This window comes from Paenibacillus sp. NPDC058177, assembly GCF_042883835.1.
GTDB lineage: Bacteria > Bacillota > Bacilli > Paenibacillales > Paenibacillaceae > Paenibacillus_AQ > Paenibacillus_AQ agri.
Map to the genome: position 1 here is coordinate 107401 of NZ_JBHVVB010000002.1, position 26438 is coordinate 133838.

Below are 26438 nucleotides of genomic sequence, written 5' to 3' on the forward strand. Positions count from 1 at the left end.
ACAGGGAGCTGTAGGCTCCTGTCTGCTTCATCCGGACAGAATAATTACAGCAACTGTGAGGCTTTAGCCCCTCTAGGAATTCTTGCGTCCCAGCAAATACAGGAAGTACGGAGCGCCAATAACGGCAACCACAATACCCGTTGGAATTTCCGATGGCTGCAAAATCCAGCGGCCAATCGTATCGGCTGTAATGACGAGCAACGCCCCCAGTAGGGCCGAGGTTGGCAGCATATACTGGTGCTTCGGACCAACTAGACGTCTAGCCAGATGGGGAGCCACTAGACCGACAAAACCGATCCCCCCGCTCACAGCCACACTGGCTCCAGCAAGGCCGACTGCAGCAGCCAAAAGACGGAACTGTTCCTTATTGACAGGCGCCCCAAGTCCAGTTGCTGTCTGTTCCCCCAGATTAAGAACATTCATGACCCGCGACTTGTAGAATACATAAGGAAGCAAGATCAGTACCCATGGCAGCAGGGAAAGTACAAACTTCCAGCTTGTTCCCCAAATACTGCCGGCAAGCCAGGTTGCGACAAACTGATATTTGTCCGGGTTAAGACGAAGCGTAAGTACAATCATCGCTGCGCTCATTCCTGCGGCAACTGCAACCCCTGTTAACAGCAAACGCGTAGGTGACAAACCTTGATGGCGTTTGTAAGCAAGGGCATAAATCAAGGCCGCAGTTAAACTTGCGCCGACAAAAGCCACAACAGGCAACAGAAATACCGGGGCAGCTGCGGTAGTCGGATAAAAGGAAATCAGCAGCATAACCATCAGTCCTGCTCCCGCATTTATACCGAGAATACCGGAGTCCGCCAGTGCATTACGTGAAATCCCCTGCATAACTGCACCACATACAGCCAGTGAAGCTCCAATCAACAGGGAGATGACAATACGCGGCAGCCGGAAATCAAATAAGATCAGGCTTTGCTTGTCTGTACCTTGTCCGAACATCGTCCGCAGCAGATCCATAGGACTCAAGCGTATGTATCCAGTGTTAACACTGATTATAAAGACAACCACAATGAGAATAGACAAAATAGTCATGACAAAGAGTCCACGTCGATGTCTGATTTGATCAAAAGATGAGAATACGGATTTCTCCATCACTACAGCTCCCTCCTTTCTTTACGCGCCAGATAGAGGAAGAACGGCACACCAATCAGAGCAATGATCGCGCCAATCGGCGTCTCATGCGGCGGATTGATCATTCGTGCGGTAAGATCGGCAAAAACCGTTAGCAAACTGCCTAGAATTGCCGAGCATGGAATAATCCAGCGATAATCCACGCCAACCAAATACCGGGTTAAATGCGGAATAATCAGTCCGATGAAACCCACCGTACCGACCACTGCAACCGAGGAACCGGCCAAGATCAGCACAATGATGACACCAGCCAATTTAACAAGACCCGTTCGCTGCCCAAGACCTCTGGCGATATCCTCACCCAAGCTGAGCATCGTAATTGAGCGGGACAAAATAATCGCCCCAAGAATGGCAGCGCCAACCCAAGGGAACATGATTTTGAGTTGCAGCCACTTTGTTCCCGCTACACCGCCTGCATACCAGAAGGCCAAGTCTTGTCCAATACGAAAATATAGAGCTATACCTTCGCTGAGTGCCTGCAGCAGCAAGCTGAATGCGGCACCGGCAAGAACGAGACGTGAAGGTGTTAATCCACCTTTACCCAGTGATCCGACCCCATATACGGCAGCGGCGCCCATTCCGGCTCCGATAAAGGCATACATAATCAAATACATAAACGAAAGACCCGGGAAAAAGGCAAAACATAGTGCCAACGCAAAACCGGCTCCAGCATTTATCCCCATCAACCCTGAATCCGCGAGCGGATTTCGGGTCATCCCCTGCATAACAGCCCCTGCCACTGCAAAGCTCGCACCAACCATGGCACCGCCAAGCACCCGTGGCAGACGTAAATCCTGAATAATCTGATGATCCGTCAGGTTCGGATTAAAATGGAAGATAGCTTGCCATACCACGGAAAGCTTGATGTCTGCCGCGCCAAATGAGACCGATATCGCGATCCCCAGCGCCAGCGCAATCAATCCGCCAATCAATATCAGCGTTGCTGCCCATGGACGCGAACGGATTTTTTGCTTTTCCGCCTCGTTAGTGGCCTCTATTCTACCTGTTGCCTGTAAACTCATGCATGTCACCCGTTTTCGTATGAAATTGATTCTCATTATCATCTTTGTATTGTAAATGAAATCTCTTCCTTTTGGCAATGGATAATTGTGATCTTATTATTTATCTTTTCTGCATGAGCGTACATTTCTCCATCCCTTTTTCTGAAATCAAGTCAATTTCGTTGACAGGTTCACAAGTAATTTGGTAGATTCTAAATTGATATTTAAATGATAATGATTATCATTATCTAATTTGTATCCACTACTTATACTGGGAGGTCCATCATGTTAAAGAGAAAGTCCCTACTGTCAACCGCCGTACTGATGATGCTGTTCACGATCATTTTGACGGCTTGCGGAGGAACCAGCAATACTGCTTCAAGCTCAGCCCCGGCGGCCACTGCGGAAGCTTCAGCACCAGCAGCATCAGAACAACCGGCCGCTACCGATGCTCCGGCAGCTGAATTCCGTGATTACGAGACTCCTAAGGGAACTGTTAAAATCCCTGCGAAGCCCCAGCGTATCGTGACCGACTTCTACGGGGGTGAACTGCTATCGGTAGGAGCCAATGTTGTTGGCGTTGAACCTAGTGCTTTTGAGAATCCATTCCTGACCGATCTGCTTAAAAAAACCACGGATGTCGGTTATCCTATCAACGTGGAGAAAACCCTGGAGCTTGCTCCTGACCTTATCGTTGTTATGTACGACGGCAACTACGACGCATTGTCCAAAATCGCTCCCACAATATATGTACCTTACGGAACCGCCACTAACATCTATGAGACCGTCAAACTGTTCGGCGACATCGTTGGCGCACCTGACAAAGCGGACGCTTTCCTAGCCGACTTTGACAAAAAAGCAGCCGAAGGCCGCGAGAAACTAAAAGGCATCGTCAAAGAAGACGACACCTTCGGAATCTATGAGTTGACTGACAAAGGCGAGCTGTGGATCTTCGGAGACAATGCTGGCCGTGGCGGACAAGTCCTCTACAATGCCCTTAAGCTGAAAATGCCGGAGAAGAACAAAAATGATAACCAGACACTTCAGCTCTCCATGGAATTACTGCCGGAGTACGCTGCAGATTATATGTTCCTGACCACCTATGATCCTGAGAAAAAAGGCGACAAGCTTAAAGAGCTAAAAGATTCTCCAGTGTGGAAGGGACTTCCGGCTGCTAAGAACAATCACTTGTTCTACAATGATTTCGATACCTACTACCGTTATGACCCTATCGCCATCACTGCGCAAATCGATCTGTTCGTGGATATGATCGTTGCACGGAAAGAGGAGAATAAGAAGTAACTTGGTGGAAAAGGTGCTTATGAAAGGGAACGGGGTTTGGAACTGTCGCGCGATGTGCTTGCCTGGATGTCTTCCATAGGAAAGCTTCCACTCGTACCCGGGCGCATAGGCTGTCGACAGATTTCATCCGCTAGAAGCGGTACATTCCCTTTACCAGTTGCCATAACAATGAAGAATAGGGTCCGCCCCCCTAACTAAGAGCATTTTTGTACCTTATTTTTCTTTAATGGAGAAAAATGAGTGATATAAGGGCATTTTTGTATCTTATTTTTCGAAAAAGTATGCTAACCAAGGATTCTGGAAGATTTAAGGTACAATATTGCACTTATTTTTACGATCGCCCCTAGGTTTAGAAGATTTAAGGTACAAAAATGCCGTTAATCACACTCAAGACTCTTATGATAAGCCCTCTTTTCTCTTGGCTTTCTGGTTATTTTCATACGATCTATATAGAGGTTTATTACAGAAAGTTGGAGCAACCGCGTCCAGTGCGAATGGGCAGTTCCAAACTAGGTATACTCCTTGGTGCAAAGCCTACCTGTTGGAAAAATAATACAAAAATAGGAAATGGCAGTGCTCAGGAAGATTTCTGAACCCGCCATTTCCTTTTTTCCTTCTACGCGCATCTGTTTGAGCAAGTGATGCGCAAACAAAAGCCATCCGGCCTCCGGGCGCAGGTACGATTCTATTCTATTTGTAATTTCTAAGCTTCATGCACTACGTTTAAAATAGAAACCTACTCTATCGCATCAACTTTTGATACCTTCCATTGTTAAATTCGCGGAGTAACGACGATCTAAAACTTCTGGATTCCCCAAAATAAACCAATAGTTTACTTCATCATATCCTATGATCTCTGCCCTAACTATTAAGTCCGTATGCATATTAGCTTTTTGTGAGTTTTTGGCACATTCATCATAATCAGCTACTCCCAATGCCTCATGACTTGGGATGCTCACCATCACCCCTTGCGGATAAAAAACTTCAATATAGCCTTCTACTTTGGTTCCAAGGGGGAGCAGCTCTTTCAGCTCAAGCCATGTCTCCAATTGATTGATATTAATGTCATTCCATACTTTTTCGAACTCTTCCTTAGGGATTCTTTTCAAATCTGGATCATCTAAAGACAATTCCTGATCTGATAAGAAAAAATTAAACTTCTTCAGATTAGAAATCTTACTTTCTTTCCCCTCTTCGATTAAAACCTGTCTGAATGCGTTTCCCTCTGCATCTACTTCAAAGTACCATGTTTGTTTAGCATAACAATCAGTTAAATAAATCATTTTCTTTCCTCCATGCTCAATTACATCTCTTCATTAAAAATGCCAATTGGAGAGTCCTTTTAAATAATTTAAATACTTTAGACTAGGGGCAGCACTAAAAACAAACCAAAGAATATTAGGTACGAATTCCCCCGCTTTTAATGACATCTTACAGCTTATGTATGTGAGAATTATTAGAATCGAATAGACTAGAATATATGGCTGTACTTTCCCGCTGCCCCATTCTTCTGACTCGGTATATAGCAAGGAGATCGCCAGAACGTGTATAACAACCACAACGAGAACTTGTATTATAGATATAATCTTTACTCTTCCTTTCAAAACTCCTCCCCCTTGTAATTAATCTGAAAATATAGAATTGGAAAAATATCTCATTAATGAAAAAATACCCTTTAAGTATAATCATCGGATAATTCAGATCAACTGTTGATTCTGATAAGAAAAAAGACAGTCCTTCTATAAAGAAGAACTGTCTTTTACACTTTCTACACGCCTTTCAGATCTTACAACAACTTCCCAATCACAGTCCCACTCAAGATCTGCCCGAGCGTCTTATCCAGCGGCAACGGCTTGTTGCCGAGACAGGTGCGGACTGCGGTCAGCAGCACACGTACGTCGTACTTACTTGGGTGCACAGGAATCACTTCTTTTTCAAGATTCAACAGCCCGTACACAGCCATCATCGCAGTGCGGACGGAGTATTCGACGGTGAAGACGCAGTCATCCGGCACTTCGGCGAATTGGCCGAGGAAGGCCAGATTGGTGCTGCCTTGCGGGATAACCTGCGGACGGTCGCCCATGACACGCGGCATGAACTGTGAAGTAATGTATGGCATCATGCACGGAATGACGTTGGTCGTGTGGGACAGAATTTCTGGAATGCGATTTCCCAGTCCCATATGGTGCAGCAGTTCCTCGAACAGCTCGCGACCAGTACAGTCGGACATTTTCTTCTTAATATAGTCGCCCTCTGCATCCGGGAACAGGCCATATGCCCATAGCACCTTCACGTTGTCCGGTTGGTTAATGAAATGCGGCTGGGTTGGTGCGGTCCAGGACATGAGCCAGCTGGAATCCTTGATTGTGACTACGCCACCCATGCCCGGTTTGTCGCCAGTCCATTCCAGCAAGTGCGGGAACAAAATGTCGTCATCGGTAAGGGTGATGGTGAAGGACAGCCATTTCGTTTTGTCGATGTCGCCGCAGAAGACTTCAGGACGGCCGAAGTCTGGGGACTTCGCGGCCATTTTCTCCCATAGACTCCAACAGCCCCGTTCGGACACGGAACGGTTGAGGATCGCCGGATGATTGAAATCGCCTAACGTTGAATTTTCAGTCATGGAGCCGTTGGTGACCAGCACCAGATCGCTGCGCGAGACTTTGATCAGCTTCGATGCGCCGCCCACAAGTACATGAATCCCCGTTACGGTCTTCTCCCCACTGGAAAGGTCCAGGTCGAGATCCACCACCTGATGACCTTTATCGAAGTTGACGCCTTTCCCTTCCAGCCATTTGATCAACGGCAGAATCAGCGAATCGTATTGGTTGTATTCCGTATGCAGGATGCCTTTGAGTTGGTTCATCCCGCTAATAAGGTGCATGAAACGCTCCATGTACCGTTTCACTTCAACTACGCTATGCCAGTTCTCAAAAGCAAACATCGAACGCCAGAAGTACCAGAAATTTGTCTCCAGGAAGCCCGGGTCAAAGAATTCTTCAATCGTGGTCGCCCCTAGCCGCTCCTCGGTCAACATGGTCAGCTTGCCAAGCTGCAACGAATCGGCAGTTGAGAGACCCAGTGTGGAGAAATCGGCCTTCTGTCCGGCATTCTCCACCAGACGGCAATGCGACTCTACCGGCTCGGCCAGATTGAATTCACGGAATTCGTCCAGCACACTGCGGTCGGGATTTTTCAGGGATGGAATGAAGCCATACAGCTCCATAAAGCATTCAAAATGCTCCTCAATCTCCCGTCCGCCGCGCGCGCTGTAACCATCTTTAGCGTTGCCTGCTCCGTCCATAGAGCCGCCGTACACTGGCGATTCCTCCAGAATGTGAATGTTCTTGCCGGGCATATGCCCGTCGCGGATCAGGAAAGCCGCTGCCGATAGCGAGCCAATCCCTCCACCGACCAAGTAAGCTTTTCGTGAAGCAATACCTTCTGGCATTACAGGGTGAATCCGTTGATAAGTTCCCATGTTCATCTTCCTTTCGAGGTTGAAGTAGTAAGGTTACTCTTGAGCTGCCCTCACTATACCTCCACCGCGAAAAGAAGCCTATGGACAGCTTCCGCCATCTGTACAGAGATTACACAATCACTCTCTTTTGTGTTCATTATGAAGAGTCTATGACATACAAAAGCACCTCATCCCAGGCAACGTTCCGGAAATGAGGTGCCTCTGCTGCTTATCTGGTCAGAATGGCATTTACATCCTTCGCCAAAGCATCTAAGCCTTGCTGAACATCTTTATTGTCTGTAAGAATATCACCTAAGCGGGACACTACCAGTGTCTCAACCTCGTGATAAACCCCGGTCGTCGGTCTCTTTTTACTGAACTTCAGTTCATCTATCGCAACCTTATAGCCAGGGAATTCAGCCATTGTCTTTTTCATAAGATCTGTGTCCAATGAAGAGAGTCTTGTTGGCAAATATCCAGTGTTAGCTGAAGCATAAGCTGCCTGTTCTGTGTCGGACAGCCATTCCATGAATTCAAAGGTGGCCGCTTTCTCCTCTTCCGTACCTGTGTTGGACATGTAGACGTTTGAACCACCTACTGGTACGCCACGGGTTCCTCCCTTGCCTTCAGGAATCATAGCTACCCCAAGCTCATATTTACTTTTGGCAGCGAGACCCAAGAAGATTTTATAGCCGCCAATACTGGAGAATGTGAGCAGGGTATCAGGATCGGACACAGCCCCGACAAAATCGTTCAACTGTGTTGGATTAAATACTTTGATCAGGCCCTTGGACACGCCATCACGCAGAAATGAAATCAGTTCTACTGCACCCTTACTATTAATGTTCGTAGCCGTTTCCTCATCATTCAGCATGTTCGTATTAGAGTAAGAAGACAGTAGCGCCTCCAGAATCCAGAGGTCATTATTTAGCAGGTACATCGGAGTTTTGCCTGTTGCTTTATAGGCAGTCTCCATATAAGACTCCAACTCGTCAAATGTGGCTGGACCATTTTCATTCAAGCCTACTTTTTTAGCCAAAGTCTTGTTCACATACATCACTGGCAGACTACGCATATGCGGGAAGGCATACATATCCTTGTCTACATAAAGGTTATCGAGATCTCCAATCTTGAAATCGTCCCTATTGAAATCGTTCACCTTCATAAAAGGCTCCAGATCCACAATCGTATTGCTGTCCGCAAAACCTTTGGTCTGGGATACTTCACCAATGAAAGCATTCGGAAGCGTGTTGGCAATCGCCGCTGCGTTAACTTTTTGCTGAATCTCCGAATAATCGCCTTGATACTCCGCGCTCACATGAATATTCAGCTCAGCACCCTTGGTCTTATTGAACTGATCCACCAGGTCTTTGTTGACTTGTTCCATAGCCGACGTCCAAAACTTAAGTTCGACCACCTTGTCGCCTTTAGTGTACTTTACCGCACTCTCGTTTGCACCGGCTTGCCCACACCCACTAAGAATTACAGTTGTTCCTACGACTGCCGTTAAGACTACTGCAAACTTCTTCTTCATGTGATTCCATTGATTAGTCATAGCTTCCTCCAGGTCATGTTGTTAGATTTACTTCACACCACTGTAAGTGAATGCTTTGATAATGTGTTTTCTCGCAAACATAAAGACGATCAGAATTGGTAGAATTAGCATCATGTTGCCGGCCATAACGATATGCGGATTTAACCCCTCTGAATCCTGAAGCTTTTTAACTCCTAGCGGCAAAGTACGTACTGCGTCGGTAGTTGTCCATACCAGCGGGAAGAAGTAACTGTTCCACGTCCCGATAAACGTAAGCAGAGCGAGTGTAGATAGCGTTGGAACCGCCATCGGCAGCATAATCGTGCGGATGATTTTCCATTCACTGGAATTATCCAGCCTTGCAGCCTCCAGAATAGAATCGGGAACCTGCATAAAGGTCTGCCGGAGCATGAATATAGCCATCCCGCTCGCGATAAAAGGTACAATTAGGGACACATAGGTGTTCAATAGCCCCACGTTGGCAAACATCACGAACACAGGCAGGAAAATGAGCTGTCCGGGAACCATCATCGTCGCAAGCACGAGACCGAACAGTAACGACTTGCCCTTGAATTGATATCTGGCAAAAGCATACGCGGCTGGCACAACGACTAACATTTGGCCAACAAGGGTACCCAGAGTGATAATGATAGAGTTCTTCGTATAATGAAGAAAATTAATCCGGGTAAACGCATCTTTGAAATTGACCCATTGCAGCTTATCCACCCAGAACTTCGGAGGGACTGCGACTACCTCATCAAGTGTCTTGAATGCGGTCAGCAGCATCCAATAGAACGGGGCCAAAAAGATGATAATCAATAACACAGACAGCAGCAGTCTAATAGTTACTTTAGGGAGTCTCAGCCACATCTGTTTCCTTCTCCCCCTTATCTGTAGTGCACACGTTTATTCAATACTTTAAAGTAGAGGATCGTGATGAGCCCGACGATCAGCATCAGTACGACAGCCATCGCAGACGCATACCCTACCCGGTAATACTCAAAGCCTTGCTTGTAAATACTGTAGATCAGAGTATTGGTTGAATTGGACGGCCCGCCATTCGTCATGACACTGATCGTCTCAAAGGCTTGAAACGAGCCAATAATGTTCATCAGAATTAAGAAGAACAACGTAGGCGAGATCATTTTCAGCGTAATTTGAAAAAATACAGAACGCCGGCTGGCATTATCCAAAGCCGCAGCTTCGTATAAATAGGGAGGAATTGCCCCCAGTGCCGAGAGTATGATCAGGACATTGAAGCCGAGTGATTTCCATACCGAGACCAGTACGACAGAGAATAGAGCCACGTTCTTGTCTGTCAACCAGCCAACCGGATCCGCTCCAAAGAGAGAAAGGATATAGTTGAACAATCCCTTGTCCGTATTCATGAGCCACATCCAGATCAACGATACCGATACTAGTGAAATAATATTAGGTGTAAAGCTGATCGTCTGGATAAAACGGTTAATGAACGTGTTTTTCTGCAAAAATAGCGCCATCAATAAACCTAGAATGAGAACCATGCTTACTTCCATCACCATGTACCCTATAGTGTTCATTAACGTATGGGCAAAATCACTGCTGGAGAAAAGCTCTTTGTAGTTCTTCAAGCCGATAAATTTCATAGGCCCGCGCATATTCCAGGAAAAGAAGCTCAAATATATATTGTAGCCGATCGGATAAATGTAGAATGCCACCAGAATCAGCACTGCTGGAGCGACCATCACATAAGGGAGGATTCGCAGCGTGTTATTGTCTTGCTTCATACTCTCTTCGCCCCGTAGATTCTCTGTTCGTTCCCGTCAAAGAAGACTAGACTGGACTCTTCCACATATACCGTTACATGTTCAAGCGGACGTTCCTGACTGTCAAAGCATTTGATAGCAATACTAGAGTTACTACCGAGCTCAGCCTTGTATATGATTTCGGAGCCCAAGATTTCCCGTGTAGTCAGCATGCCGTCAAAAGAAATACATTGCGATCTGCCCCCTGCTTTTTCATCCTCAATAGTGAACTTAACCTTCTCCGGTCTAAACCCTACATATTTAGCTTCCGCAGGTGCAAGAGCCTGCAGTTTGACATCATCACATTGCTCCAGCTCAAGAACGTTCATAGCAGGTGTACCGATAAATTTACTGGTGAAAATATTTTGCGGATCATGATAAATGCCACGAGGTGTATCCTCCTGCATTATTTTCCCGCCATCCATTAACACAATTTTGGTGCCCATGCTCATGGCTTCAACCTGATCATGAGTAACATACACGAACGTTGCGCCTAGTCTTTGATGCAGCTCGATCAGTTCGGAACGCATTTGCCCTCTAAGCTTGGCATCCAAATTGGAGAGCGGCTCGTCCATAAGGAAAATCGCCGGTTTTTTAACCATCGCTCTGGCCAGTGCCAGGCGTTGTCTCTCCCCGCCGGAGAGAAATTCCGGCCGCTTATGCAGATGCTTGGTTAAGCCAACCGTATTGGCAATATCTTTTATCAGCTGTATCCGCTCATCCTTAGGCACCTTGTTATTCTTTAATCCATACTCGATGTTCTGTTCAACGGTCATTGTCGGGTAAAGGGCATAATTCTGGAACACCATCGCCAGATTCCGTTTGCCCGGCTCCACACCGTTCATGTTCTTGCCGCCAATGATGATTGAGCCTCCGGTGTTATTCTCCAGGCCGGCAATCATGCGCAGGGTTGTGGATTTCCCACAGCCGGAAGGACCTACCAGGACAGTAAAGCTGCCGCTTTCGATACTTAAGTTGAGGTTATCAATAATAGATTTGTCTCCGTATTTCTTCTCCACACGTTCCATTACAATACTGCTCATTTCCCATACCTCCGCCTAGCTGTCGATAGTTGTGCGGGCCGATATAATAATTAAGCTAGCCCAGATGGTTTAACCAGATTGGCGCAGATATCAGGATAGTCTGTGATAATCGCGTCCACACCTGCATCGATCATTTGTCTCATGACCGAGACCTGATTTACAGTCCAAGCATTGACTTGAACACCGGCCTGATGTGCCTGATCCACCACATTAGCGTCCACACAGATAAACAATGGATGCAACGCATCGGCTTGGACGGTCTTGGCGTATTGCTCGCCTCTATAAAATTTGGAAAAATGCAGCAGGGCTGTTTTGATTTCCGGGCAAGCCTGCTTCAGCTCAAACATCGATTTATGATTGAATGAGGAGAAGATCACCTGATCTACCAGATCATAGGCTTTTACCAATTCAGCTGCTGCTACGTTAAGGCCATCATATTTTTGCGATTGGACCATAATATCCTTGACCTCGATGTTCAGGTACAAACGATGTTCCTTAACTAGCTCCAGCACCTGCCGCAATGTTGGAATCTCTGCAGTGGGATATTTATCTTCAAAACGGGCGTTGTAATTGTATTGCTTCAGTTCGGCCAGCGTAAAATCGGTAACATTTCCCTTGCCGTTCGAGGTTCTGTCGATGGTATCATCATGGATGACCACGATTTCCCCGTCCTTCGTAATGTGGATATCTATTTCAAAACCGTCCGCTCTCTGTTCAATGGCCAGCTTGAAGGCCTCCATCGTGTTTTCCGGAGCATATGCACTTGCTCCCCGGTGTGCCAATACTTTGAGGCTGCTCATAATTCCTGGCCCTCCTGTCCTTCGTTCTTCGCCATCTTGTCATATAAACTCTCTAAAAAAGAATAGGATTTTACTTTGCCATAGCCAGCTTTGAACTTCTCTTCGTCTAGCCCATCACGGGCGGCCTTATCCAGGCTTCTAAGATCAGAACAAACATCAGGACAATCCGTAATGGCAACATCAACCCCGGCATCGAGCATGGACTTGATGTAGGGAACATCGTTAACGGTCCAAGCATGCACCTTCACGCCTGCCTCATGCATCTGATTAATGTTTTCATGACCGATATTTATAAAAAATACATGGAGGGCATCAGCATTTACTGTTTTGGCATAAGCTTCACCGCGATGCAATTCCTCAAGAAACAACAGCCCGGTTCTGATGTCCGGATAGGCTTCTTTTAACTGGGCCATCGAGCCATGGTCAAAGGAAGAGAAACTAACTTGCTTCGTCAAACCATGTTCTGCCACCAGTCTTGCGGCTTCCAAACTGATGTCTGAAAGGTCATCATCTGAAAAAATAAAATTCTCCTCAATGTTCAGCGCAAGGTTATTCTCTTTAACAAATTGCAGAACCTCTAAAAAAGTGGGGATCTCAGCTCGTGTATACTCCTGCTCAAATCTAGCATTGAAGTTGAATTCCTTCAGCTCTGCAAGTGTATAATTGGCAACCTTGCCAGTACCATTGGAGGTTCTGTCGATGGTATCATCATGGATAACAACAATCTCCCCATCCTTGGTACGATGAATAGTGATATCCAGTCCGTCGGCCTGCTGCTTAACGGCAAGCTTGAAGGCTTCCATTGTATTCTCCGGAGCATAAGCGCTCGCTCCCCGGTGTGCCCATATTTTTAGCTGCTCCATAACCAACTTCCTTTTTCATTTTATTGTTGATCCAATGCAAAGGACTACGTATACGAGTGTCTTCTCTACTTCAAAACTGCCAATGTTATGGCCCACCTCTATAGAGTAGAGAATATTTATTCTCGTAATTTAAAAAAACATTAAATATATCCACATTTTTTACTATTAAAATTGTCCATATTTTCATATGAATGCGGATTCTCGCTTCAAATAGTGGAATAATGCAGAAAAATTGTCTTAATTTCGTGAAAAAGACCGATCTTTCATTTTACATTGGATTGATCATTCACTCCATATGTAAGCTATAGATTCTGATACTGAGCTAGGCTTCGCTCTATACAACCTCCCATTATTCTGCTGACTTTATGCACAATTACATCCGGGTCAGTGTTAGCTCCAGCCTTCAACCATTGGATTATTTGCTCCAAAACAGCAAGTGTATAGAAGTCAGCGATCTCCTCCTTGGCCTGCGAACTTGTCGTATGATCCCTCGCCAGCTCTTCAACGACTTCACTAGCTACACCGTAGATGACATCGTACAGAAACTTCTCCAGATGCTCGCGGCCGAGTGAATGAAAGGTATTAAGGCAGATGGTTTTGTTCTTCTCTGTATAGTGCAGTACGCTACGGAAGCCCTGCTGCCAGCCGGCGTAATTGCGATATTGCTCCAATCCCTCAATAATTTCGGTCTGATAGACCCAGCCGAGCAGCTCATATATATCGTGAAAATGATTATAAAAGGTATGCCGGGTCAGACCGCAATCATCGGTTATCTGACCGATTGTAATCTTATGGAGAGGTCTCGTCAGCATCAGCTTTTTCAACGAACGAGCCAGGGCATTTTTCGTAATTTGCGAATTAGACATGTGTTACCTCCTTGGAATGGGTTGATATTTAGTTCTCTACATAAAAAAAGTGCTTGGTCATACGTCAGCGGAGAGGCTGCGGGGCGAAGGGTGCTTACGATCGCTGTTAAAGTCCGATTTCAGTGATTGAATTTTGTTAATGTTGAAATCGGACTTTAAAGGCGAACGCTTTCGCTTCTTCAGCATCCCTTCGCCCCTCCGCTGTGCAGCTTTTGTGCGTAAACCAACGTTTAAACATGAAGGCGAATGCCCGTTTCTACAGCATCCCTTCGCCCGGCTTTTGGGCGCATATCAACGTTTAAACATGAAGGCGAACGTCTCGATTCTACAACATCTCTTCGTTCCTCCGCTGTGCGGCTTTTGGGCATAAGCCAATGTTTTTACAGGGACATGAGTAAATAATTCGCATGAATAAGGAGCCCTTATTCTTAGGTCAGTGTGAACTTTTCTTGCTCAATAGTTGAAAGGATCAGTATGGAAAAACGGTATTCAGTCTACATTAGTTTAAGATGCTATAAATAATTCCGTTGAAATGTGAAAAAAAGTACAAATCGCTCATGAAAAAAGATGACCTCTGAAAAAAATGCAGAAGTCACCTTGTTATCTGAATCATTTTATCGTCATACTCCTACTTTACCCATTTATAGCTCACTGGGCAATCTGCTCCCTGATATTCGCCAGGATCTTCTTCTCCAGCCTCGAAACCTGAACCTGAGAGATACCAAGGCGACTGGCGACCTCTGATTGCGTCTGATCCCGGTAGTAGCGCAGGTAGACGATCAGCCGCTCCCGCTCGCTCAAGGCTCCAATGGCCTCGCTGAGCGCCAGCTTATCGAACCACCGCTCCTGGGTCTCGTCGGCAATCTGGTCAATCAGGGTGATAGGATCACCATCGTTCTCGAATACAGTTTCGTGAATCGAAGTCGGCGGCTTGTTCGCCTCTTGGGCAAACACGATTTCTTCCGGTGTTACACCCAGTGCTTCGGCCACCTCGCCGATTGTCGGCAAGCGGTCCAGCGTCTTGGACATTTCATCCTTCATCTTGCGCACCTTGTTCGCCATCTCCTTGAGAGAACGACTGACCTTCAGCGTGCCGTCGTCGCGTAAGAAGCGCTGAATCTCACCGATAATCATCGGCACGGCATAGGTAGAGAATTTGACCTCATAGCTGAGATCGAATTTATCAACGGACTTCAGGAGTCCGATACAGCCGATCTGGAACAAATCGTCAGGCTCATATCCGCGGTTCATGAACCGCTGCACCACCGACCAGACCAGACGGATATTGCAGCTTACGAGCGTGTCGCGGGCCAGGTTATCCCCGGCCTGACTAAGCGCGATAAGACGTTTGACCTCCGCATCGTCCAAATAGGTCGGCGGAGCTTTTTTAGCTTCAGCATCCATGGCTCCAACCCCTAATTGTATAAAGCTTTTTTCGAGACGATGGTTTTCTTCATTGTGATGGAGGTACCGCGCCCCGGTTCACTAGTTACTTCAAACTCATCCATGAAATTTTCCATAATGGTAAAGCCCATTCCCGACCGCTCCAGCTCCGGCTTGGAAGTATATAGCGGCTGCTGTGCCAGCTCCAGATCCTCGATCCCCCGTCCCTTGTCCTCAATGGTCAAGCGTACGGTCTCATTATCAATGGATGCCGAGATGCTGACAACACCACTGGGGTCACTGTCATACCCGTGGATAATGCAATTGGTGACGGCCTCCGACACAACGGTCTTCAGGTCATTCAGCTCATCCATCGTTGGATCCAGCCGGGAGACAAAAGCCGCCACCACCACACGTGCGAACGACTCATTCTCCGAGAGCGCAGCGAACTGCACATGCATGAAGTTACCGGCTTGGCTATTAGTCATAACGCAACCTCCAAATCCGAGAGTGCAGCGCTCTCGTCGTCATATAAGGGCATAATCTTGAACAGGCCCGACATTTCAAGCAACCGCTGTACGGGTGCGGTCGCATCGCATACCGCCATTTTGCCACCTTTAGCGCGAATCAGCTTGTACCTTCCCAGAATAACGCCAAGGCCCGAGCTGTCCATGAACTGCAAATGTTTGAGACTCAGCACCAGATGCTCGACCTGGCCCCGCATAATCGCTTCATCCATATCCATCCGTACATAATCGGCGGCGTGATGGTCCAGCTCCCCTGACAAACGGACAATCAGCACACCCCGGTGATGCTCCATTTCCACATTAGAATTCATGCTTGCCACTCTCCTCTTCGTTGCTTTGAAAAACTGCCCATGAACAGATTCACTTACTCACTCTTCACAGGACAAGGTTTTCTACGCGGCAAATCAGGAATCCTGCCTCCCGACAAAACTAGAAGAAAACCCCTATGAATCTACAGAATACATAGGGGGCATCTACAAAATGTACGGAATTAATCCGCGGTGAATAGCGACCCTGCCGTCCGCTTGAACAGCTTCCACCAGCCGGCCTTCGGCACGGCCTCGTCAGCCTTCAGTTCATATTCCTTGATCACACTAGTACCTTGGTATACGACCAGCTTACCGACAGTCTGTCCTTCAGCAACAGGCGCTTTAATACTCTCCGGCAGCACCAACTCGTGACGGATCCCCTCCTGAGTGACACCTTTTTTCAGCAAAACACTGTAGGCATCCTTAGCTGTAATCGGCAACGTCTTCTTCTCGCCCTTCTCAATGTTAAGCGTAGCGATGGTGTCACCAGCCTTGTGGATCGTATGCAGTTTATACTGCGAGAACAAGTAGTCGAACATGCCAGACACCTCGCTGTTACGGGTCTTCGTGTTCGGCTCGCCTAGCACAACGGCCACAGCACGCAGCCCATCTCTAGCAGCTGTAGCGGACAGGCAGAATTTAGCCTCCGAGGTGTAGCCGGTCTTAAGACCGTCTGCTCCGGTGTAGAAGCGGACCAGTTTGTTCGTGTTCACGAGCCAGAACGGCTTAGACGAATCCTTGCGCAGATAATCCTGATAGGAGCCGGTATATTTAATAATCCGCTCATGCTTCAGCAGTTCCCGGCTCATCACGGCGATATCATGGGCTGAGGAATAATGATTAGTCGCCGGAAGTCCGTTACAGTTGGCGAAATGGGTATCCTTCAGTCCCAGTTCCTCCGCCCGCTTGTTCATCATATCGACAAAGGCACTCTCCGAGCCAGCCAGCTTCTCCGCCATCGCCACAGAAGCATCATTGCCGGAGGCCATTGCGATACCTTTCAGCATCTCATCCACCGTCATTTCTTCACCTGGCTCCAGAAAAATCTGCGAGCCACCCATCGACGCCGCGTATTCACTGGTCCGAACCTTGTCATCCAGCTTCAGCCGGCCATCATCCAGTGCCTCTACCGTCAGCAGCATCGTCATAATCTTGGTGATGCTGGCCGGCGGCAGCTTGTCATGGCTATTCTTCTCATAGATCACTGTACCGGTACCCGCATCCATCAGAATGGCGGAACGCGCCCCTGGCGCCAGGTCAACAGCGGCAGCCGTGCCGCCCTTCGCCTTACTTTTTTCCTCCGCAAAAACACCTGAGGCCGGACCCAGGGCCGCGGTACTGATACAGAATGCTAGCAGCAGAGCTGTCCAACGTTGTTTTCTCACAAAAGTCCCCTCCTGAACGTTAACCTTCATTTCACAGGTACTGTGTTCCAGTTTCGTCAGAAAGGGACATTAATATTCCATTTTGCAGGGAAAAAATCCGAATTATTTTCCGGCAGAAAACTATTTTTTTACAGCATGAATATAATATACTGTCTCGAATGCAGACAAATAATCCGTCCTATTCTTAAATAGGAGTTTGTTCATCATTTCAGGTGATAGATGCTCTTTAATTTGTAATCCTGACTTTTCCAATATGCTTGTAATTTCATCATATGTAAATCCTGATTTCATCGGTTCCCCGCTTGCTTCAGCAAATTTCACCAGGTTTTCCACCCGATTAGACATTCCCTTTTCTTCAAAAAGTTTTTCAGTTGCATAATCAAACACAATAGAACTACCTGATGGGACATTTGCAAAAAAATGTTGTATCAAGGAAGCGTTCTCTTCTTTTGATAAATAGTATGTGACACCCAACAGGCTAAAGAACGTTTTCTCGTTTTCAAATCCTTCCTTTACTAAGCTCTGATGAGAAAATTCAGTAGTAAAGTCCATTGGTACAAAATAAAGATGATCAGGGATGTCGAATTCAGCAGCTGCCAGCCTTTTTTTCTTTAACACTTGTGTATCCGGATGATCAATTTCAAAGATCTTTAAACTGCTTTGTAATTCCGGAAACCGGAGTGCGAAAGTATCCAGGCCAGCGCCTAAGATGACATACTGCTTTAGGCCAGACTTCACTTCATTAAGTAATACTTTTTCACAATAGGCAGAGCGCGCTAGAGGTATTGAAGATACCTGAACTTGTGTAATCCATTTTTAAATTTTATCTGGTTCATCTTTAAACTTTTCTCCGATATCTTTATTAAAAAATTGTATACCGTCAATCAAATTTTTACTCATAGCTGAAAATTCCTCTTTGGAAATCAACTTATTTACAATAAAATCATCTACCACTTTCGGTGAATCATACCTGCTATGATACGCCCTACCAAAAGCTGATACTAAGGAAGTTAAACTAGCCCCATTTTGTTCTGAATCTGTTTCCACAGAAGCGTCTAATTCTTCAGGTATGTCGCTTTTACTATTGTATGTTCGGTCAAATGCTGAATCTAAAGCTGTTACGTTGGACTCCGTTGGTTTCAATACGTTTTCCTCCCCAAATAATGATAAAATTCTCCATGTCTTAGTGTCAGTCCTATTCAACACAATATAATTGAATTGTCAACAATAGCTGTCCGCACCGGGAATTGAAAATGTTTTAGTAGATGTAAATACAACTAGATATCAATGATTAGACGCTCACTTATGGATTTATGAAATGGATTCGGTGCTAACGGCATTCTGGGCCGCTCCGCGTTCACTGTAGCTTACAGCAGGGCGGCTTTTGCCACTGTGGCCGAGATAGAGTCTCGACAGCACTGGGAACCGGACAATCACCATAGCCAGAATTAGCGGAATGACCACTCCCACCAGCGTGAACGGCACCAGTCCATATTCCGTCCCCAGCAAATACTTCAGACCATAATTGATCGGCAAATGCAGATACATAATCGCAATCGTATTACGTCCCAGATCTCCCAGCCATTTCAGCGGCAGCAGTTTCGAGAGCCAGAACACCAAGGCACAAATCGTCAACGAAATGACTAGCGGAATGACCAGATCCAGCAGCAGCGCATCATATTGCTTGTATTTCATATTCAGACTGTAGCTGATTACCCCGGCATGGTCCAAATAGAACGCAGCTGCGCTAGCCAGTATGATGAACGGAACAATGACCAAACGTCCAATGATGGCCGGAATCGCCTTTTTCCCATAGTACCCGAGGGCATAATAAGTAATCGCCAGCAAGGACACATCGATGTTCCAAGGGAGATTGAAGTTCTTCAGGGAAGTCATAGAAATCACATGGGCAAGCAGATAACACGAGGCGATCAGGAGGAATTGGGTCATGCCGCGGAAACGGGTAATGTACCCGAAGATCAGTTGTGTAAACAACAGGCAGGTAATGAACCAAAACACACCGTAGGGACCGGTAAGTGACAGACCTCCGTAGAGCAGTCTGGCGATATTTTCGGCAAACCCCTTTAAATTAAGTGTAAACAAGAGCAGTACAGTCGTAATGAGTAGTCCGTAGGCAAGATAAGGCGTCATCAGCCCCTTGGTCCGTTTCACTGCCCACCCAATGTAGCGTGCCGGGTCCACTGGCTTAAACACCATACCGCTGAGTAAGAAGAACAACGGCATCCGAAACCAGGACAAATAATGATTGGCGAAGGCATCACCCGAATGTCCCATCACGACAAAAATAATACTTAGGCCTTTGGCCGCGTCAATCCACAGCTCCCGCCTTTTCTCCATACGCGCTCCAGCTCCTCACAGATATAGTCTCTTTTGAGAAAATAGTATAGGGGAGAGAAGTGATCATTTCAATTTTAAATGATTATTTCCTGAAACTTTCATGCTGAGGACCTAGAGCGAACGTCCCCATTCCATAAAAAAATGGGCCATCCGTTGACCGGATGACCCAGAGTATTAACCCAAAAGCTGCTATCGTTCATTTTCCCTATAGGCATAGGTACAACAGTACCTCTTAATACCGTGTGACGCCGTCTTTAGTGACCAGAGCATAGACAAGCGGCGGTGGTACCACCGGGCTGGAAGAGATCCGGTAAGCTTCGATAACCTTGCTCTCAGCTTCAGCTACTTTGTCTTCTGCAGCATCGTTGACATGCAGAACCGCAAGCGTCTCGCCAGCCGCCACAGCATCGCCAACCTTCTTGGTCAGGTAAATGCCGACTGCAAGATCGATCACCGATTCCTTCGTCTCACGTCCAGCGCCGAGCAGCATGGCAGCAATGCCGATTTCCTCAGCCTGAATGCCGTCCACATACCCTGCAGCAGCAGCCTTAACTTCGATCAGGCGTTTCGCTGCCGGGAGCTTGTCCGGGGATTCAATCTGCGTCACATCTCCGCTTTGCGCCACTACCATCTGCTTGAATTTCTCCAGCGCCGTACCGTCCGAGATGTGAGACTTCAAAATGGTCCGTGCTTCAGCCTCGTCGCGCGCCTTGCCGCCCAGCACCAGCATATGACTGCCCAGGATCAGGCTGACTTCTTCCAGATCCTTCGGACCTTGGCCCTTGAGGGTCTCGATGCCCTCCTTGATCTCCAGCGCGTTGCCGATGCCATAGCCCAGTGGCTGGTCCATGTCGCTGATGACCGCAACCGTGTTGCGACCGAGATGTGTACCGATATCAACCATAGCCTGTGCCAGCGCAATGGAATCATCCAGCGTCTTCATGAAGGCTCCGCTGCCGGTCTTGACATCGAGCACGATGGCATCGGCTCCAGCGGCGATCTTCTTGCTCATGACGGAGCTCGCGATGAGCGGAATGGACTCTACCGTAGCAGTGACGTCACGGAGCGCGTACAGCTTCTTGTCGGCAGGCGTAATATTACCCGACTGGCCGATGACAGCGGCGCCGATTTCGCCAACCTGGGCGAAAAAGCGCTCGCGATCCATCTCCACAGAGAAGCCGGAGATGGACTCCAGCTTGTCGATGGTCCCGCCGGTATGACCGAGGCCGCGCCCCGACATTTTCGCAACGGGTACACCTGCAGCTGCAACAAGAGGTGCCAGGACTACCGTCGTCTTGTCGCCAACACCGCCGGTGGAGTGCTTGTCCACCTTGATGCCTGCGATGGGACTAAGATCTACCTGATCACCAGACTTGGCCATCTCCAGCGTCAAATCTCCGGTCTCCCGGGCATTCATCCCTTGGAAGTATACCGCCATCGCCCAAGCCGAAATCTGATAATCCGGGATATCACCCCGGCTATAGCCCTGAATCAGATATGCAATCTCTTCGCTGCTAAGCTCGCCGCCGTCTCTTTTCTTCTGAATAATGTCTACTGCTCTCATCCTGTAACCTCCACTTGGAATGCGGGATAGATAATAAAGTCCACAGATGTAGCTTGTGACTACATGTTTGGAATAAAGCCCAGTACCAGCTTCAAGAAGCTCTCGCGTACGCGCTCAGCTGTCTCCATAACTTCACCATGATCAAGTGGCTGATCGAGAATTCCGGCCGCCATATTGGTGATACAGGAAATGCCCAGCACTTCAATACCTGCATGACGGGCAACAATCGTCTCAGATACAGTGGACATACCCACGGCATCAGCACCAAGCGTGCGCAGCATTCTGATCTCTGCTGGCGTCTCATAGCAAGGTCCTAGAACTCCGGCATACACGCCTTCCTTGAACTCGAAGTTCTGTGCTGCAGCCGCTTCTTTGGCTACCTTGATGAGGCGTGGGCTATATGCGGTTGACATATCCGGGAAGCGTACGCCAAGTGCTGAGTCGTTCGGCCCGATCAGCGGGTTGCGTCCAGTGAGGTTCAGGTGGTCGGTGAGCAGCATCAGATCGCCTGGCGCGTATTCTGTATTCACTCCGCCCGCAGCATTAGTCACCAGCAAGCTGGTTACACCAAGCTCCTTCATCACACGTACCGGGAATGCTGTTGTTTCCGGTCCATACCCTTCATACATGTGGAAGCGACCCTTCATCATTACTACACGGCGGCCTTCGATCGTACCGATCAGCAGCTCTCCCTCATGTCCTTCTACTGTGGACACCGGGAAGTGTGGAATTTCATGATACGGAATCGAGATCCCGTCTTTGATCAGGTCAGCCAGTACGCCAAGACCCGAACCGAGAATCAAACCGATTTCTGGTGCTACCGTGCTTTTTTCCTTAATGTAAATTGCGGCTTCTTGAATCTGATTTTGGCTAACTACGGTCATTGTCATTTCCCCCTTGAAGTTGGTAAAGCAGTTGTAATCTTTTGTTTCTATTGCAATTCTGCCAGGAAGCTTGTCCCATACTTCGGTGCCTTGGCCCCGAAATTATCGGCAATGGTCGCCGCAACATCAGAGAAGGTATGGCGAATCCCCAGACTGCCCGGAGCTGTCAGCGCTGGACTGTAAATAAGCAGCGGTACATACTCACGGGTATGGTCCGTTCCGGCATGAATCGGATCATTACCGTGGTCGGCCGAAATAATCAGCAGGTCATCCTCGCCCAGTGTAGCAATAATCTCTGGCAATGCTTTGTCGAACACCTCAAGCGCCCGTCCGTAACCTTCCGGGTCGCGGCGATGTCCGTACAGGGAGTCGAAATCTACGAGATTGGTGAACAGCAATCCATTGAATGGTTTACGCAGCTCTTCGATAGTAACCTCAATCCCATGCTCGTTGCTCTTCGTCGGATAAGAAGCGGTAACCCCTTCTCCTGTGAAAATATCGTTGATCTTGCCTACGGCGATGACATCCTTGCCAATATCCTCGAGCGCATTCATCACGGTCGGCTCTGGCGGTTTTACCGCATAGTCATGGCGATTCGGCGTACGGACGAAATTCCCTGGCTCACCCACATATGGGCGGGCAATTACACGACCTACGGAGAACTCGGGAGCCATGGTCAACTCACGGGCGATTTTGCAAGCTGCGTACAGCTCCTCAAGCGGAATGATATCCTCATGTGCGGCAAGCTGGAACACGCTGTCTGCCGAGGTGTAAACAATCCAGGCCCCTGTCTTCATCTGCTCTTCCCCGTACTCCACCAGAATATCAGTACCAGAGGCTGGCTTGTTCCCGATCACCTTACGCCCAGTTGCCTGCTCGAATTTCTCGATCAGCTCTGCCGGGAAGCCATCCGGATACACATTGAACGGCACCTCAATCTTGAGTCCCATCAGCTCCCAGTGGCCAGTCATGGTGTCCTTGCCCACAGATACCTCTTGCATTTTACCGTAATATCCGGTCGGTGCCTCTACTGGTGCAAGCGGTGGAAGCGGAGCGATGTTAGCTAACCCAAGCTTCTGCAGATTAGGCAGCTTCAAGCCAGGCACCCGTTCCAAAATATGTCCAAGCGTATGGGAACCAGCATCTCCAAAGCCTGCTGCATCCGGCGCTTCGCCGATCCCTACACTGTCAAGAACTATAAAGCCAATCCGTTTAAATGAGGACATGACCGTCTCACTCCTTCGTTATCTGACTGATTTGATTGCTCTATCCAACAGGAAGAAACGGTTGTACCGCCACTATAAGGACTGTATCCGTTCTTCGTGAAAAGAGGGCCGCCGGCTCTTCCCGGAAGGCCTATCTTTTCAGTATGATTCCATCATACCCATATTACTCATAAAAAGCATCTTTGGCCTCTTGCCCCAATGCTCTTGGATGATGCTGCTCATAGACTTCCTTCATATTCTTGCGGGCTATGCCGCTATAGATTTGAGTCGTCGAAATATCTGCATGTCCAAGCATCTGCTGCACGGAGCGCAGATCCGCACCACCCTCCAGCAGATGGGCTGCGAAGGAATGACGCAGGGTGTGTGGCGTAATGTCTTGCTCAATATGGGCTTCACGCGCATATTTCTTGATGACCTTCCAGAAACCCTGCCGGGTCAAGCGTCCACCCAAACTGTTCAAGAATAATGCCGGCTCCTCCCGATGATGGCGGAGAAGCTTGTCCCGCATATCGGCAGTATACACCGCTACTGCCTCCGCAGCGATCACGCCAATAGGGACCACTCGCTCCTTACCGGAGGTTCCTGTGCAGCGGGCAAATTTCATGCCGGTATGCACATCGCCGACATCCAGAGAGATCAGCTCGGACACACGGATCCCTGTTGCGTAGAGTAACTCCAGCATAGCTTTATCACGCATTCCCTGAGGGGTACTCTGATCAGGCGCTGCCAGCAGCTTCTCAATCTCCGCCACTGTCAGGATCATCGGCGGCTTCTTATCCGGCTTGATGGATTCCATCTCCAGCGTCGGGTCCTGAAACATCAATTGTTCCTTCATTAAGTAATGAAAAAAAGCGCGGAGCGACACTGTATTCCGGTTCACTGTCGAGGCAGCCTTGCCTGCCGCGCCCAGTGAGCCGAGATATAGCATAACCAGCGGCTTTCTGATCTCATCCAGTGATGCTGCGCCCCGCCCTTCCGCAAAATCCAGAAATTGCGACACATCCCGCCCGTAGGATTCCAGCGTATTCGCTGACAAACCTTTATCCCTGGACAAATAAAGCATAAAGGGCTGCAAGTGTGACCTCATCTCATTCACGCTCCTGTCTAACGCAGCTACGCTTGTGGCAGTCTGCCTATCCTTGGCATGACTTTCAAATGATGCTATCAGGAAGGACTCAGCCAGATTATGCCCAAGCTCACCTTAGCTTCATTCGACATGGTTCAACCTATTTCCTGCTTTCATTCGGTCGCTCTTACTCGCCGTACCAGTAATAATAACGCAGGCGCTCCCCCGCTTTCATTCCTTCACTGCCATAGTAGGCATCATGAAAGGCCCGGACCGCGGTGCCCTCCGGGATATCTTGTTGCTCCATCGGGTTGATCCACTCGCCAATGAAGCTCATGACATGATAAAGCAAATAACTCAGCAGCACAAACATAAGCAGAAAATACATCCGCCGCACCGTTTTGGGCAAAGAAACGATCACAAAAATTCCCCCTCCACGCTATTGACAAGAATCAGGCCTTCTCTGACCCAACAAAAAAGGCCCGTCCTTCAACTTATGCGATGGAATGGAACGTTATGTATCTTACACCTGATTCGAGAAAACCGGCACATTCATTCAAAAAGCTCTCCCCGGCCATCTAGCCGTGGGAGAGCTTTGTGCGGTAACTCTTCATCTATAATCTTGCTTAGGACGGCTCGCCGTCCGTATTGTTCTTGTCCTTGCAGCGATGACATATCCCATGAAAGTCAAGTCTGTGATCAAGCACTGAGAAATTGTACTCTTTCTCCAGGCGCTCTTCTAACGGACCCAACCAATCCTCACGGATCTCGTCCATACTGCCGCATTGCACGCAGATTAGATGGTGATGATGATGCTTCGCCGTATCTGTGCGCAGGTCGTATCTTGCTACGCCGTCACCGAAGTTAATCTTCTCTACGACATGAAGCTCGCTGAGCAGTTCCAGGGTACGATATACAGTCGCCAGACCGATCTCGGGAGCCTTCTCCTTGACGAGCATGAACACGTCCTCAGCGCTTAGATGATCCTCTTCATTCTCCAGCAGCACTCTTAAGGTCGCTTCCCGTTGGGGTGTAAGCTTGTATCCTTGGGATTGTAGCTGTTGCTTGATTTTATCTATCCGGGCTTCCACCTGTCTCCCTCCCCCTTGGAAAATTAACCACACCGGGCTTCAAACCACTTCTTTTATTATAGGGGGAGTCGCTTTGAGAAGTCAAACGGTTTTAATGAACAGTTAATAACGACAGGGCTTGTACGAGCGATGGAGTGACCCAGCGCATCATCACAGGGGTGACCCAGCTCTCAAAGGAAGCAACGCCTAGAATCAGCAGGGCCATAACAAAGGATAGCAAGGTGTACATGGCAAAAGGACGGGTAATCGGCGTCCGGGTCCGGCCTAGCACTCTGCTCCGGATCATTAAAAGGGAGAAGGCAATCGCGGCGGCACTGGTTACCAACAGGACCGGGATCAGCACCAAGTTGTGCGGTGCCACCGAGACCAGTGCGAACAATAGACCATGCCAGGAGTATTGACTCACCAGGCAGCCTACAGTGAAACCAATCAGCACCCCTTTGAGAAAATCAAGAATGAGAATGCCCGGCAGGCCGATGACGGACAAGCCCAGAATCCAGATCAGACCCACCCATTTGAGATGTAGGGCAGCGATATTCCAGAACGACTCCTGTGCGCCCGGCAGCCCTTGCTGGTCTACGGTGACAAAGAAGTTCCCCAGATAGTCACCCAGTTCCTGCTGCTGGTCCATCGTCAACGCACTCACAATCAGAGCGCCGAAGACCACCCCCACTAGAAACAGTACGGCGACAAAAATATAAAGAGGCGTCTGCTCCTTCATCATCAGCCTTAAATTACGCATCGGGATGTGCTCCTTTCTGGTGTATGTTACACCATATGAGACAACATCCACTTCTATGACTTGTCCTTAGGCTGTGATGGATCCGGGGGTTCCAGCGTACCTAAG

General features: G+C 48.1%; 24 protein-coding genes and 1 pseudogene. 1 reads left to right on the forward strand and 24 read right to left on the reverse strand.

Annotation, left to right across the window (positions count from 1 at the left end; all coding sequences use genetic code 11):
* Positions 1-72: 72 nt before the first annotated feature.
* The gene (locus tag ACFVU8_RS10520) at positions 73-1107 is read right to left on the reverse strand and encodes a FecCD family ABC transporter permease (RefSeq protein WP_175373814.1); all 1035 of its coding nucleotides are present in this window, start codon (positions 1105-1107) and stop codon (positions 73-75) included.
* A gap of 2 nt (positions 1108-1109) precedes the next feature.
* Positions 1110-2168 (reverse strand): FecCD family ABC transporter permease, encoded by a 1059-nt coding sequence (locus ACFVU8_RS10525; protein WP_175373772.1) that lies wholly within the window; start codon positions 2166-2168, stop codon positions 1110-1112.
* A 264-nt stretch (positions 2169-2432) separates the two neighbouring features.
* Here ACFVU8_RS10525 and ACFVU8_RS10530 point away from each other — a divergent pair, with 264 nt between their 5' ends.
* Complete coding sequence (locus ACFVU8_RS10530; protein WP_387427314.1) at positions 2433-3449, forward strand: ABC transporter substrate-binding protein; 1017 nt, start codon at positions 2433-2435, stop codon at positions 3447-3449.
* A 749-nt stretch (positions 3450-4198) separates the two neighbouring features.
* On the opposite strand, the gene ACFVU8_RS10535 is transcribed toward ACFVU8_RS10530, so the two are convergent.
* The 22 genes and pseudogenes from ACFVU8_RS10535 to spoIIM form a co-directional block, all read right to left on the reverse strand.
* A complete protein-coding gene (locus tag ACFVU8_RS10535; RefSeq protein WP_387427315.1) occupies positions 4199-4732 on the reverse strand; it encodes a hypothetical protein in 534 nt (177 codons plus the stop codon).
* Between the two features lie 503 nt (positions 4733-5235).
* Positions 5236-6930: an oleate hydratase gene (locus ACFVU8_RS10540; protein ID WP_387427317.1), complete on the reverse strand. Its 1695-nt coding sequence runs from the start codon at positions 6928-6930 to the stop codon at positions 5236-5238.
* A 208-nt stretch (positions 6931-7138) separates the two neighbouring features.
* Positions 7139-8464 (reverse strand): extracellular solute-binding protein, encoded by a 1326-nt coding sequence (locus tag ACFVU8_RS10545; RefSeq protein ID WP_387427318.1) that lies wholly within the window; start codon positions 8462-8464, stop codon positions 7139-7141.
* 27 nt (positions 8465-8491) lie between these two features.
* On the reverse strand, positions 8492-9313 hold the full coding sequence (locus tag ACFVU8_RS10550) for a carbohydrate ABC transporter permease (protein ID WP_175373777.1): 822 nt from the start codon (positions 9311-9313) through the stop codon (positions 8492-8494).
* Between the two features lie 17 nt (positions 9314-9330).
* Complete coding sequence (locus ACFVU8_RS10555; protein ID WP_175373778.1) at positions 9331-10209, reverse strand: carbohydrate ABC transporter permease; 879 nt, start codon at positions 10207-10209, stop codon at positions 9331-9333.
* Positions 10206-11270: an ABC transporter ATP-binding protein gene (locus ACFVU8_RS10560; protein WP_387427319.1), complete on the reverse strand. Its 1065-nt coding sequence runs from the start codon at positions 11268-11270 to the stop codon at positions 10206-10208. Before ACFVU8_RS10560 ends, ACFVU8_RS10555 begins: the two co-directional genes overlap by 4 nt.
* 50 nt (positions 11271-11320) lie before the next feature.
* Positions 11321-12070, reverse strand: coding sequence for a glycerophosphodiester phosphodiesterase (locus tag ACFVU8_RS10565; RefSeq protein WP_387427321.1), 750 nt, complete (start codon positions 12068-12070; stop codon positions 11321-11323).
* Positions 12067-12933, reverse strand: a complete 867-nt coding sequence (locus tag ACFVU8_RS10570) for a glycerophosphodiester phosphodiesterase family protein (RefSeq protein WP_387427322.1) — start codon at positions 12931-12933, stop codon at positions 12067-12069. The genes ACFVU8_RS10565 and ACFVU8_RS10570 overlap by 4 nt, the downstream gene beginning before the upstream one ends.
* 302 nt (positions 12934-13235) lie before the next feature.
* The gene (locus ACFVU8_RS10575) at positions 13236-13799 is read right to left on the reverse strand and encodes a TetR/AcrR family transcriptional regulator C-terminal domain-containing protein (RefSeq protein WP_379465622.1); all 564 of its coding nucleotides are present in this window, start codon (positions 13797-13799) and stop codon (positions 13236-13238) included.
* 648 nt (positions 13800-14447) lie between these two features.
* Entirely contained in the window at positions 14448-15203 is a 756-nt protein-coding gene (gene sigF, locus ACFVU8_RS10580; protein WP_066363542.1) for an RNA polymerase sporulation sigma factor SigF, read from the reverse strand.
* 11 nt (positions 15204-15214) lie between these two features.
* On the reverse strand, positions 15215-15670 hold the full coding sequence (spoIIAB, locus tag ACFVU8_RS10585) for an anti-sigma F factor (protein WP_175373784.1): 456 nt from the start codon (positions 15668-15670) through the stop codon (positions 15215-15217).
* Positions 15667-16020 carry an anti-sigma F factor antagonist gene (gene spoIIAA / locus ACFVU8_RS10590; protein ID WP_175373785.1) on the reverse strand — a complete coding sequence of 118 codons (354 nt, stop codon included), beginning with the start codon at positions 16018-16020 and terminating at the stop codon, positions 15667-15669. Before spoIIAA ends, spoIIAB begins: the two co-directional genes overlap by 4 nt.
* Positions 16021-16199: 179 nt before the next feature.
* Positions 16200-17402 carry a D-alanyl-D-alanine carboxypeptidase family protein gene (locus ACFVU8_RS10595; protein WP_387427323.1) on the reverse strand — a complete coding sequence of 401 codons (1203 nt, stop codon included), beginning with the start codon at positions 17400-17402 and terminating at the stop codon, positions 16200-16202.
* Between the two features lie 120 nt (positions 17403-17522).
* A pseudogene (locus ACFVU8_RS10600) lies at positions 17523-18449 on the reverse strand (class I SAM-dependent methyltransferase).
* Positions 18450-18713: 264 nt separating this feature from the next.
* Positions 18714-19760, reverse strand: a complete 1047-nt coding sequence (locus ACFVU8_RS10605) for an acyltransferase family protein (protein ID WP_387427325.1) — start codon at positions 19758-19760, stop codon at positions 18714-18716.
* A gap of 232 nt (positions 19761-19992) precedes the next feature.
* Positions 19993-21324 carry a pyrimidine-nucleoside phosphorylase gene (locus ACFVU8_RS10610; protein WP_387427327.1) on the reverse strand — a complete coding sequence of 444 codons (1332 nt, stop codon included), beginning with the start codon at positions 21322-21324 and terminating at the stop codon, positions 19993-19995.
* 59 nt (positions 21325-21383) lie between these two features.
* On the reverse strand, positions 21384-22208 hold the full coding sequence (locus ACFVU8_RS10615; protein ID WP_175373789.1) for a purine-nucleoside phosphorylase: 825 nt from the start codon (positions 22206-22208) through the stop codon (positions 21384-21386).
* Between the two features lie 47 nt (positions 22209-22255).
* The gene (gene deoB, locus ACFVU8_RS10620) at positions 22256-23434 is read right to left on the reverse strand and encodes a phosphopentomutase (protein ID WP_175373790.1); all 1179 of its coding nucleotides are present in this window, start codon (positions 23432-23434) and stop codon (positions 22256-22258) included.
* Positions 23435-23597: 163 nt separating this feature from the next.
* Positions 23598-24521, reverse strand: coding sequence for a site-specific tyrosine recombinase XerD (gene xerD / locus ACFVU8_RS10625; protein ID WP_175373791.1), 924 nt, complete (start codon positions 24519-24521; stop codon positions 23598-23600).
* 166 nt (positions 24522-24687) lie between these two features.
* Positions 24688-24921 (reverse strand): DUF4227 family protein, encoded by a 234-nt coding sequence (locus ACFVU8_RS10630; RefSeq protein WP_175373792.1) that lies wholly within the window; start codon positions 24919-24921, stop codon positions 24688-24690.
* A 205-nt stretch (positions 24922-25126) separates the two neighbouring features.
* Entirely contained in the window at positions 25127-25591 is a 465-nt protein-coding gene (gene fur, locus ACFVU8_RS10635) for a ferric iron uptake transcriptional regulator (RefSeq protein ID WP_066363568.1), read from the reverse strand.
* 91 nt (positions 25592-25682) lie between these two features.
* Complete coding sequence (spoIIM, locus tag ACFVU8_RS10640) at positions 25683-26333, reverse strand: stage II sporulation protein M (RefSeq protein ID WP_379465627.1); 651 nt, start codon at positions 26331-26333, stop codon at positions 25683-25685.
* Between the last annotated feature and the right edge of the window lie 105 nt (positions 26334-26438).

Bases quoted from the DNA above. Each gene is read 5' to 3' on its own strand.
- ACFVU8_RS10520 (WP_175373814.1), bottom strand. From the start codon at position 1,107: ATGGAGAAATCCGTATTCTCATCTTTTGATCAAATCAGACATCGACGT.
- ACFVU8_RS10525 (WP_175373772.1), bottom strand. From the start codon at position 2,168: ATGAGTTTACAGGCAACAGGTAGAATAGAGGCCACTAACGAGGCGGAA.
- ACFVU8_RS10530 (WP_387427314.1), top strand. From the start codon at position 2,433: ATGTTAAAGAGAAAGTCCCTACTGTCAACCGCCGTACTGATGATGCTG.
- ACFVU8_RS10535 (WP_387427315.1), bottom strand. From the start codon at position 4,732: ATGATTTATTTAACTGATTGTTATGCTAAACAAACATGGTACTTTGAA.
- ACFVU8_RS10540 (WP_387427317.1), bottom strand. From the start codon at position 6,930: ATGGGAACTTATCAACGGATTCACCCTGTAATGCCAGAAGGTATTGCT.
- ACFVU8_RS10545 (WP_387427318.1), bottom strand. From the start codon at position 8,464: ATGACTAATCAATGGAATCACATGAAGAAGAAGTTTGCAGTAGTCTTA.
- ACFVU8_RS10550 (WP_175373777.1), bottom strand. From the start codon at position 9,313: ATGTGGCTGAGACTCCCTAAAGTAACTATTAGACTGCTGCTGTCTGTG.
- ACFVU8_RS10555 (WP_175373778.1), bottom strand. From the start codon at position 10,209: ATGAAGCAAGACAATAACACGCTGCGAATCCTCCCTTATGTGATGGTC.
- ACFVU8_RS10560 (WP_387427319.1), bottom strand. From the start codon at position 11,270: ATGAGCAGTATTGTAATGGAACGTGTGGAGAAGAAATACGGAGACAAA.
- ACFVU8_RS10565 (WP_387427321.1), bottom strand. From the start codon at position 12,070: ATGAGCAGCCTCAAAGTATTGGCACACCGGGGAGCAAGTGCATATGCT.
- ACFVU8_RS10570 (WP_387427322.1), bottom strand. From the start codon at position 12,933: ATGGAGCAGCTAAAAATATGGGCACACCGGGGAGCGAGCGCTTATGCT.
- ACFVU8_RS10575 (WP_379465622.1), bottom strand. From the start codon at position 13,799: ATGTCTAATTCGCAAATTACGAAAAATGCCCTGGCTCGTTCGTTGAAA.
- sigF (WP_066363542.1), bottom strand. From the start codon at position 15,203: ATGGATGCTGAAGCTAAAAAAGCTCCGCCGACCTATTTGGACGATGCG.
- spoIIAB (WP_175373784.1), bottom strand. From the start codon at position 15,670: ATGACTAATAGCCAAGCCGGTAACTTCATGCATGTGCAGTTCGCTGCG.
- spoIIAA (WP_175373785.1), bottom strand. From the start codon at position 16,020: ATGAATTCTAATGTGGAAATGGAGCATCACCGGGGTGTGCTGATTGTC.
- ACFVU8_RS10605 (WP_387427325.1), bottom strand. From the start codon at position 19,760: ATGGAGAAAAGGCGGGAGCTGTGGATTGACGCGGCCAAAGGCCTAAGT.
- ACFVU8_RS10610 (WP_387427327.1), bottom strand. From the start codon at position 21,324: ATGAGAGCAGTAGACATTATTCAGAAGAAAAGAGACGGCGGCGAGCTT.
- ACFVU8_RS10615 (WP_175373789.1), bottom strand. From the start codon at position 22,208: ATGACCGTAGTTAGCCAAAATCAGATTCAAGAAGCCGCAATTTACATT.
- deoB (WP_175373790.1), bottom strand. From the start codon at position 23,434: ATGTCCTCATTTAAACGGATTGGCTTTATAGTTCTTGACAGTGTAGGG.
- xerD (WP_175373791.1), bottom strand. From the start codon at position 24,521: ATGAGGTCACACTTGCAGCCCTTTATGCTTTATTTGTCCAGGGATAAA.
- spoIIM (WP_379465627.1), bottom strand. From the start codon at position 26,333: ATGCGTAATTTAAGGCTGATGATGAAGGAGCAGACGCCTCTTTATATT.